7 protein-coding genes and 1 pseudogene are annotated in these 8,712 nt (G+C 69.7%); 7 read left to right on the forward strand and 1 reads right to left on the reverse strand.

Annotated features, from left to right (window positions below; translation table 11 throughout):
- The 4 genes and pseudogenes from ACLQ6X_RS04005 to ACLQ6X_RS04020 all read left to right on the forward strand — a co-directional run.
- Positions 1-727, forward strand: a pseudogene (locus ACLQ6X_RS04005) (tRNA (N6-isopentenyl adenosine(37)-C2)-methylthiotransferase MiaB); the annotation flags it as partial.
- A gap of 6 nt (positions 728-733) precedes the next feature.
- A complete protein-coding gene (miaA, locus tag ACLQ6X_RS04010; protein WP_411698884.1) occupies positions 734-1,639 on the forward strand; it encodes a tRNA (adenosine(37)-N6)-dimethylallyltransferase MiaA in 906 nt (301 codons plus the stop codon).
- Positions 1,636-2,511, forward strand: coding sequence for a diaminopimelate epimerase (gene dapF, locus ACLQ6X_RS04015; RefSeq protein ID WP_411698885.1), 876 nt, complete (start codon positions 1,636-1,638; stop codon positions 2,509-2,511). The genes miaA and dapF overlap by 4 nt, the downstream gene beginning before the upstream one ends.
- A gap of 2 nt (positions 2,512-2,513) precedes the next feature.
- Positions 2,514-3,017, forward strand: a complete 504-nt coding sequence (locus ACLQ6X_RS04020; RefSeq protein ID WP_411698886.1) for an N-acetyltransferase family protein — start codon at positions 2,514-2,516, stop codon at positions 3,015-3,017.
- A 29-nt stretch (positions 3,018-3,046) separates the two neighbouring features.
- Here the strand turns inward: ACLQ6X_RS04020 and ACLQ6X_RS04025 are convergent, their stop codons facing one another.
- The gene (locus ACLQ6X_RS04025; protein WP_411698887.1) at positions 3,047-3,655 is read right to left on the reverse strand and encodes a class I SAM-dependent methyltransferase; all 609 of its coding nucleotides are present in this window, start codon (positions 3,653-3,655) and stop codon (positions 3,047-3,049) included.
- Between the two features lie 42 nt (positions 3,656-3,697).
- Here ACLQ6X_RS04025 and hflX point away from each other — a divergent pair, with 42 nt between their 5' ends.
- The 3 genes from hflX to metE all read left to right on the forward strand — a co-directional run bounded on the left by hflX (position 3,698) and on the right by metE (position 8,670).
- A complete protein-coding gene (hflX, locus tag ACLQ6X_RS04030) occupies positions 3,698-5,236 on the forward strand; it encodes a GTPase HflX (RefSeq protein ID WP_411698888.1) in 1,539 nt (512 codons plus the stop codon).
- 137 nt (positions 5,237-5,373) lie between these two features.
- Entirely contained in the window at positions 5,374-6,339 is a 966-nt protein-coding gene (locus ACLQ6X_RS04035) for a methylenetetrahydrofolate reductase (protein WP_411698889.1), read from the forward strand.
- A gap of 12 nt (positions 6,340-6,351) precedes the next feature.
- The gene (metE, locus tag ACLQ6X_RS04040) at positions 6,352-8,670 is read left to right on the forward strand and encodes a 5-methyltetrahydropteroyltriglutamate--homocysteine S-methyltransferase (protein WP_411698890.1); all 2,319 of its coding nucleotides are present in this window, start codon (positions 6,352-6,354) and stop codon (positions 8,668-8,670) included.
- Positions 8,671-8,712 lie beyond the last annotated feature (42 nt).

Genomic DNA, 8,712 nt, shown 5'->3' on the forward strand with positions numbered 1-8,712 from the left:
CTTCCTCGGCATCCTGGACCGGGTGCGCGAGCGCATCCCGCACGCGGCGATCACCACCTACGTGATCGTCGGCTTCCCCGGAGAGAGCGATGATTACTTCGCCGACACCCTGCGGGTCGTCGAGGCCGCGCGCTTCGCCTCGGCGTTCACGTTCCAGTACTCGATCCGCCCCGGAACGCCGGCCGCGACCATGGACGACCAGATTCCTAAGGCCGTCGTGCAAGAACGCTACGAGCGTTTGACCGCTTTGCAAGACCACATCTCGCGAGAAGAGAACCAGAAGCAGGTAGGCAAGGTCGTCAACGTGCTGGTTTCGGCGAGTGAGGGCAAGCGCGACGCCGCACGCCACCGACTCTCCGGCCGCGCCGAAGACTCCCGTCTCGTGCACTTCGACGTGCCCGCCGGCAGCGAGACCCCGCGACCCGGCGACATCGTCACGGTCCGCATCAGCGAGGCCGCATCCTTCCATCTCGTCGCCGACGCGATGCCCGGTGTTCCGTTGCAGGTGCGCCGCACCCGCTCGGGCGACGCCTGGGACCGCGCCGAGGCCGAATCCTGCGGCGTGCCGGCCCCCGCGGGAGCCGCGGGCAAGACCCGCCAGGTGTCGCTCGGACTGCCCGGCCTACGCATCGGCACGGGGCCGGGCGCCTCGCTCCCGTTGCGCGCGGTCAGCGCCCCGCAGGTCTCGACGACGCCCATCTACGACATGCTCGACGGCCAGCGCTAATCCCGCGTGTTAGTCGTCGTCGTTGGTGCCACCGGCACCGGTAAGTCCGGCCTGTCGCTCGACCTCGCCGGACGGCTCGCCGAGCGCGGGCAGCCGGTCGAGATCGTCAACGCCGATGCCATGCAGCTCTACCGGGGCATGGACGTCGGTACCGCGAAGCTTCCGGTCGACGGGCGCCGCGGCATCCGACACCACATGCTCGACGTTCTCGACCCGCTCGAGGAGGCGAGCGTCGCCGCCTATCAGACGGATGCGCGCCGGGTCATCGACGACATCGAATCGCGCGGCGCCTGGCCGCTTCTCGTGGGCGGGTCGGGACTCTACGTGTCGAGCGTCATCTACGATTTCGAATTCCCGGGCACGGATGCGGCGGTCCGCGAGCGTCTCGAAGCGGAACTCGTCTCCACCGGCCCCGGCATGATGCATCGCCGCCTGCTCGCGGTCGACCCGGTCGCGGCCGCGGCGATCGGCCCGAGCAACGGGCGCCGCATCGTGCGGGCGCTCGAGGTCGTCGAGATCACGGGGAAGCCGTTCGGATCGGGTCTTCCCGCCGCCGACGCACTCTGGCGCGAGACGGCGATGTTCGGGCTCCGCGCACCCCGAGACGAGCTCGTCGCCCGTCTCGACGAGCGCGTGGGGCAGATGTGGAGCGACGGCCTCGTCGCCGAAGTCGAGGGACTGCTGCCACACGGCCTGGGCACCACCGCGGGGCGCGCCATCGGCTACGCCCAGGCGGCCGCGCAGCTGCGCGGCGAGATGACCGAGGCCGAGGCGATCGAGCAGACCGCCCTCTTCACCCGCAAGTACGCGCGCCGGCAGGTGAGCTGGTTCCGTCGCTACGACGCGATCGACTGGCTCGACTACGACGACCCGCAGAGAGCGCGGCTCGCGCTGGCTAAACTTGACCGGTGACTAATCTGCACTTCACCAAAGGCCACGGCACGGGCAACGACTTCGTGCTGTTCTCCGACCCCGACGGCCAGATCGACCTGAGTCCGGCCGAGGTCGCCGCGATCGCCGACCGTCACTTCGGTGTCGGCGCCGACGGAGTGCTGCGCGCGGTGCGGTCCACCCACCTGCCCGAGGGCGCCGAGGCCCTGGCCGAAGACGAGACCGCCGAGTGGTTCATGGACTACCGCAACTCCGACGGCAGCCTGTCGGAGATGTGCGGCAACGGCATCCGGGTCTTCGCGCGCTACCTGATCGAGAACGGTCTGGCCACGCTCGAGCCCGGCGACACCCTCGCCATCGGCACCCGGGCGGGGGTGCGCGACGTGCAGCGCAACCTGAGCGGCTTCCAGGTCGACCTCGGCCGCTGGTCGCTCGACGGCGGGGAACCGCTCGTGCGCGCCCGCAACCTCTCGGTCGCACGGCCGGGCCTCGGCATCAACGTGGGCAACCCGCACGTCGTGGTGGCCCTCGCGAGCGACGAGGAGCTCGACAGCGCCGACCTCTCCTACATCCCCCAGCTCGACCCCGAGCCCGAAGCGGGCGCCAACGTCGAGTTCGTCGTGCCGGCCGACCCGATGGTGAAAGACGGCGTCGGCTACATCCGCATGCGGGTGCACGAGCGCGGCAGCGGCGAGACCCTGTCGTGCGGAACCGGCGCCGCGGCCGCCGCCCTCGCGACCCGTCACTGGGCCGGCGCCGGCGCGCCGAACCAGTGGAAGGTAGAGGTTGCGGGCGGCGTCGTCGGCGTGCGTATGTTCCCCACGGAGGACGGCGAGCACGTCTCGCTCAGCGGCCCCGCCGACCTGGTGTTCGAGGGCGACCTGAGCCTCTGACGGTGGCGATCAGCATCCGGCTCGTCGAGCCGAGCGAATACGAACGCGTCGCGCAGTTGACGGTGGCCGCCTACACCGCCGACTACGACGATCTACCGGCCGACTACCTCGCCGAGCTGGCGGCCGTCGAGCAGCGTGCCGTCGCGCACCAGGTGTGGGTGGCCGTCGACGACGGGTCGGGCCGGATCCTCGGCACCATGGCGACGGGCAAGCCCGGCCGGGCCATCTCCGATCTCGCACTCGACGGGGAGTTCGACTACCGGCTGCTCGCCGTCGATCCCGCCGCCCGCGGGCGAGGCATTGGCAGAGCGCTCACCGAGTTCACCTACTCTCTCGCGCGCGAGCGCGGGCTGCACACGGTCGTGATGAACAGCGGCGAGCACATGCTGGGCGCCCACCGGCTCTACGCGGGTCTGGGGTTCGCGCGGGTGCCCGAGCGCGAACGCAGCGTCGAGATCTCGCCCGGCGAGTTCATGGCGCTCTACGTGTTCGCCCGCGCGGTCTGAAGCTGGCTGGCCGGCGGCGGACGAAGCGGCTACTTCTTGCGCGCCCGCAGTACCCGGTACCCCTTGTTCGTCGCGGTGCGCACGAACGTGAAGTCGTCGGGGAATGTCGCCTGCAGCCAGCGGTGCAGCGAGTCGGAGCCGAGGTTGCGCTGCACGACGAGCCAGCCGTCCGAGGCGGCGTCGAGGCGGGGGAGCCACTTCTCCAGCAGTCCGTGCAGCTCGTTCTTTCCCACCCGGATCAGCGGGTTCGACCAGATGGTCGTGAAGGTCACATCGTCGGGCACCTGGTCGGGCGTGACGGCCCGGATGTTCGTCGCCCCGACGATCTCGGCGTTGCGACGCACGAGGTCGAGGGCGCGCTCGTTGACGTCGACTGCCCAGACCGTGCTGCGCGGCGATTCGATCGCGAGCGTCAGGGCGATGGGTCCCCACCCGGTGCCCAGATCGAGCACGTTGCCGCCCGGCGGCGGCTGGGGCACGTTGGCGAGCAGAACCTGCGTTCCCGCGTCGATGTGTTCGGGGCTGAAGATGCCGTTGGCCGTCTGCAGTTCGTAGACCCGACCGGCGATACGCGCGTGGATCGTGCGAAGTTTGAGTTCACTCTCCGGGGACGAGGCGAAGTAGTGCTCATTTGACATGCACCGAACCTATCGAAGTCTGGGCGAGTAAGGTTAATGGTAATGAGTGATATCGACACGACCCCCAACGAAAACGACGACGTTGTAGCGCGGGTTCTGGCCAATGCGGGCGCCCAGTCGGCACACCGCACCACATTCGGCTCCGGCACCTCCGTCGAGACGCGCGCACAGGCGCTGCAGTCCGACTCGAACTACGACGAACACCGCGACGGCGAACAGCTCGACCGCGAAGACCGTCAGGCGCTGCGACGCGTCGCCGGCCTCTCCACCGAACTCGACGACGTCACCGAGGTCGAGTACCGCCAGCTGCGCATCGAGCGCGTCGTGCTGATCGGCATCTACACGCAGGGCAACACCGTCGACGCCGAGAACTCTCTGCGCGAGCTCTACGCCCTCGCCGAGACCGCGGGCGCCGTCGTGCTCGACGGACTGCTGCAGCGCCGGGCGAACCCCGACCCCTCCACCTACTTCGGCAAGGGCAAGGCCGAAGAGCTGCGCGGCATCGTGGCCGCCAGCGGCGCGGACACGGTCATCGCCGACACCGAACTCGCACCCAGCCAGCGGCGGGCCCTCGAAGACATCGTGAAGGTCAAGGTGATCGACCGCACGGCCGTGATCCTCGACATCTTCAGCCAGCACGCGAAGAGCCGTGAGGGCAAGGCGCAGGTCGAACTGGCCCAACTCGAGTACATGCTGCCGCGACTGCGCGGTTGGGGTGAGGCGCTCTCCCGCCAGGGTGGTGGAGCCGGTGGTTCCGGCGACGGAATGGGCAGCCGTGGCCCGGGTGAGACCAAGATCGAGCTCGACCGTCGCCGCATCCACACCCGCATGTCGCGCCTGCGCAAGCAGATCAAGGGCTTCGCCCCCGCCCGCGAGGCCAAGCGCGCCAACCGCAACCGCTTCGAGGTGCCGTCGGTCGCCATCGTCGGCTACACCAACGCCGGCAAGTCGAGCCTGCTGAACCACATCACCAGCGCGGGCGTGCTCGTCGAGAACGCGCTGTTCGCCACCCTCGACGCCACCGTGCGCAAGTCGGTGACGGCCGACGGCCGCCCGTACACGCTCACCGACACCGTCGGTTTCGTGCGCAACCTGCCGCACCAGCTCGTCGAGGCCTTCCGGTCGACGCTCGAGGAGGTCGGCGAGTCCGACGTCATCGTGCACGTCGTCGACGCCTCGCACCCCGACCCGGGCAGCCAGCTGGCCACCGTGCGCGACGTGATCGGCGAGGTCGAGGCGCGCGACATCCCCGAGATCGTGGTGTTCAACAAGGTCGACCTGCTGCAGGACGACGACCAGCGACTGCTGCTCCGCGCGCTCGAGCCGACGGCGATCTTCGTCTCCGCCCGCACTGGCGAGGGTGTCGCCGAGCTGCAGGCGCGCATCGCCGAGCTCGTGCCGAGCCCCGACGTGCAGGTCGAACTGCTCGTGCCCTACGACCGCGGCGACATCGTGGCGAGCCTGCACGACCGCGGACGCATCCTGACGACTGACTACGTCGACGGCGGCACGCACGTCACCGCCATGGTCAACGCCATGGACGAGGGTGCGCTCAAGCAGTTCGCGGTGGTCAGCGCGTAACACTGCGCAACTCTCCACCGCGGGCCACCGCCCGCCGCTAGCTTGGGAACCGTTGCCGCAGATCCGCGGCACGGAGCGACAGCCGAGCCCGGCACCCGCCCACACCGAATCAGATTCTTGATGTCCGGAGGGCCCAGGTGAATTCAGCGACTGCAGCGGCGACGACGGTCGAACGCCCGACGTTCTCGTTCGAGCTGTACCCGCCGCGGTCGGCGGCCGCCGAAGAGACGCTGCTCGCCTCGCTCGAGCACCTCGTCGCGGCGGGCCCCGAATTCATCTCGGTCACCTACGGCGCGAACGGCTCGTCGCGCAGCTCTTCGCTCGCCGTGCTGCTGCGCCTGCTGGCCGAGACCGACGTCAAGGCGATGGCGCACCTCACCTGCGTCGGCTCGTCGTACGCCGACGCGACGCGGCTCATCCGCGAGTTCCTCGACGCGGGCGTAACGAGTTTCCTCGCCCTGCGCGGCGACCCTCCGGCCGGGTCGGGTGAGGGCGACCGCTTCCTCGGCGACCTCGGCAGCGCCGGCGAGCTGGTGCAGCTCATCCACCGGGTGCAGGCCGAACGGGAACAGTTCAGCCTGAACGACGTGCCCGGCTTCCCCGGGGCCAAGCGGCTGAGCAGCGGCCACAAGGTCACCATCGCCGTGGCGGCTTTTCCCAACGGGCATCCGCGAAGCCGCTCTGTCGAACAGGATCTCGACACCCTCCTTGCCAAGGAGGCCGCGGGCGCCAACCTCGCGATCACCCAGCTGTTCTTCCACGCCGACGACTACCTGCGATTCGTCGACCAGGCGCGCGCCGCCGGCGTCACCATGCGCATCCTCCCGGGCATCATGCCGGTGGTCAGCGCCCAGCGCCTGCGCCGCATCGTCGAGCTCACCGACGAGAAGCTGCCGACCGACCTGCTGCGCGCGCTCGAAGCCGAGGAGACGCCCGACGGGCAGAAGGCGGTCGGCATCCAGCACGCGATCGACCTCGGCAACGCGGTCATCAGCAGCGATCGTGCCGGCCTGCACCTCTACACCTTCAACCAGCACGAGGCCGTACTCGAGGTCTTGCGCGGCACCGGCCTCCTCACTCCTGTCACCCTAGAAAACAGTTAAGGACACCCAGCAATGAGCACTCCCTTCCCCACGGGCACCATCCTCGGTTACCCGCGCATCGGACGCCGTCGCGAACTCAAGAGGGCGGTCGAAGCCTTCTGGGCCGGCCGGATCGACGCCGATGAACTCGAGGCCGCCGCCGCCGAGCTGCGCGCCGTCACCCGCGAGCGACTCGTATCCCTGGGGCTGGGCGCGACCGATTCCTCGATCCCCGAGGCGTTCTCGTTCTATGACCAGGTTCTGGATGCCGCGGTGACGGTCGGCGCCGTGCCCTCGCGTTTCCAGCGTCTCGTGCGCGAAGACGGAACCCTCGATCTCGCCGGCTACTTCACGATCGCCCGCGGCGAGGGCAACGACGTGCCCGCGGAGATGACGAAGTGGTTCGACTCGAACTACCACTACCTCGTGCCCGAGATCGGGCCGGAGACCGAGTTCCACCTCGCCTCCGACCGGCTGCTGCGCGAGGTCGCCGAAGCGACCACGAGCGGGTACCGCACGCGTCCGGTGCTCGTCGGCCCGGTCACCTTCCTGCTGCTGAGCAAGCCGAGCGAGGGTGCGCCCGAGGGCTACCAGCCGCTCGACCGCCTCGACGACCTGCTGCCGGTGTACGCCGAGCTGATCGCCGGCCTCACCGCCGTGGGCGCCGAGTGGGTGCAGCTCGACGAGCCCGCCCTCGTGAGCGAGTCGATCGAGGTCGATCGTGCCACCGTGCTCGAGGCGACCGCCCGCGCCTACGAACTGCTCGGCGCCGTGCCGGCCAGGCCGCAGATCTTCGTCTCGGCGCCCTACGGCTCGCTCGATGACGCGCTGCCGGTGCTGCTCGCGTCGCCGGTCGAGGCGATCGGGCTCGACCTGGTGAAGGGATCGGTCCCTGAGCTTGTCGAAACGACCACCAAGACCCTCGTCGGCGGCGTCGTCGACGGCCACAACATCTGGCGAGGCGACCTCGACGCCGCTTTCGGCACGCTCGAGACGCTGCGCACCCTGAGCCCGAACGTCGCCGTGTCGAGCTCGACGAGCCTGTTCCACACGCCGCACTCGACCACCGACGAGCCGAACCTCGACGACCGGCTGAAGAGCTGGCTGGCCTTCGCCGACGAGAAGGTCGCACAGATCGCCGCCCTGGCCACCGGGCTGACCGAGGGGCGCGCCGCCATCGAGGAGACGCTCGCCGCGGCATCCGCGGCTCTGAAGGACCGCCACGACGCTCCCGGCGTGCGCGACGGCTCCGTGCGCACCCGCGCCGCCGCGCTCACGTCCGCCGACTTCAGCCGGGGCGACTACGCCGAGCGCCTCGAGGCGCAGGAGACGGCGCTGGGTCTGCCGTTCCTGCCGACCACGACGATCGGGTCGTTCCCGCAGACCGGCGACATCCGCAAGGCGCGCGCGGCCAACGCGCGCGGCGAGATCGGAGACGCCGAGTACAACGACTTCCTCCGCGCCGAGATCAGGTCGGTCGTCGAACTGCAGGAGGAGATCGGCATCGACGTGATCGTGCACGGCGAGCCGGAGCGCAACGACATGGTGCAGTACTTCGCCGAGAACCTCGACGGGTTCGCCGTCACCGAGAACGGCTGGGTGCAGTCGTACGGCAGCCGCTGCACGCGTCCGTCGCTGCTCTGGGGCGACGTCTCGCGTCCGGCCCCGATCACGGTGGGCTGGAGCGCCTACACACAGAGCCTCACCGAGAAGCCGGTGAAGGGCATGCTCACCGGGCCGGTCACGATCCTCGCGTGGAGCTTCGTGCGCGACGACCAGCCGCTCGCCGACACCGCCAATCAGGTGGCGCTGGCCCTGCGCGACGAGATCGCCGACCTCGAGTCGGCGGGCATCGGCGTGATCCAGGTCGACGAGCCGGCGCTGCGCGAGCTGCTGCCGCTGAAGAAGGCCGACCAGGAGTCGTACCTCGACTGGTCGGTGGGCTCGTTCCGTCTCGCCACCGCGGGTGTCGCGAAGCAGACGCAGATCCACACGCACCTCTGCTACTCCGAGTTCGGCGTGGTGATCGACGCCATCAACCGCCTCGACGCCGACGTCACGTCGATCGAGGCGGCGCGCTCGAAGATGGAGGTCGTGCCCGACATCAAGTCGTCCGGGTTCGGTCGCGGCATCGGGCCGGGCGTCTACGACATCCACTCGCCGCGGGTGCCCTCGGTCGACGAGGTGACGTCGCTGTTGGAGACCGCTCTCGCGTCGATCCCGTCGCGGCAGATCTGGGTCAACCCCGACTGCGGCCTCAAGACGCGCGGCTACGCCGAGACGGTCGACTCGCTGCGCAACGTCGTGGCCGCGACGAAGGCCGTGCGCGAGCGGGTCGGCGTGAGCGTTTAGACGCTCGACAGCACCGAATAGCCCGTTCTCCGCGTCGAGAGG

Source organism: Conyzicola sp., from assembly GCF_046714715.1.
Lineage (GTDB): Bacteria > Actinomycetota > Actinomycetes > Actinomycetales > Microbacteriaceae > Conyzicola.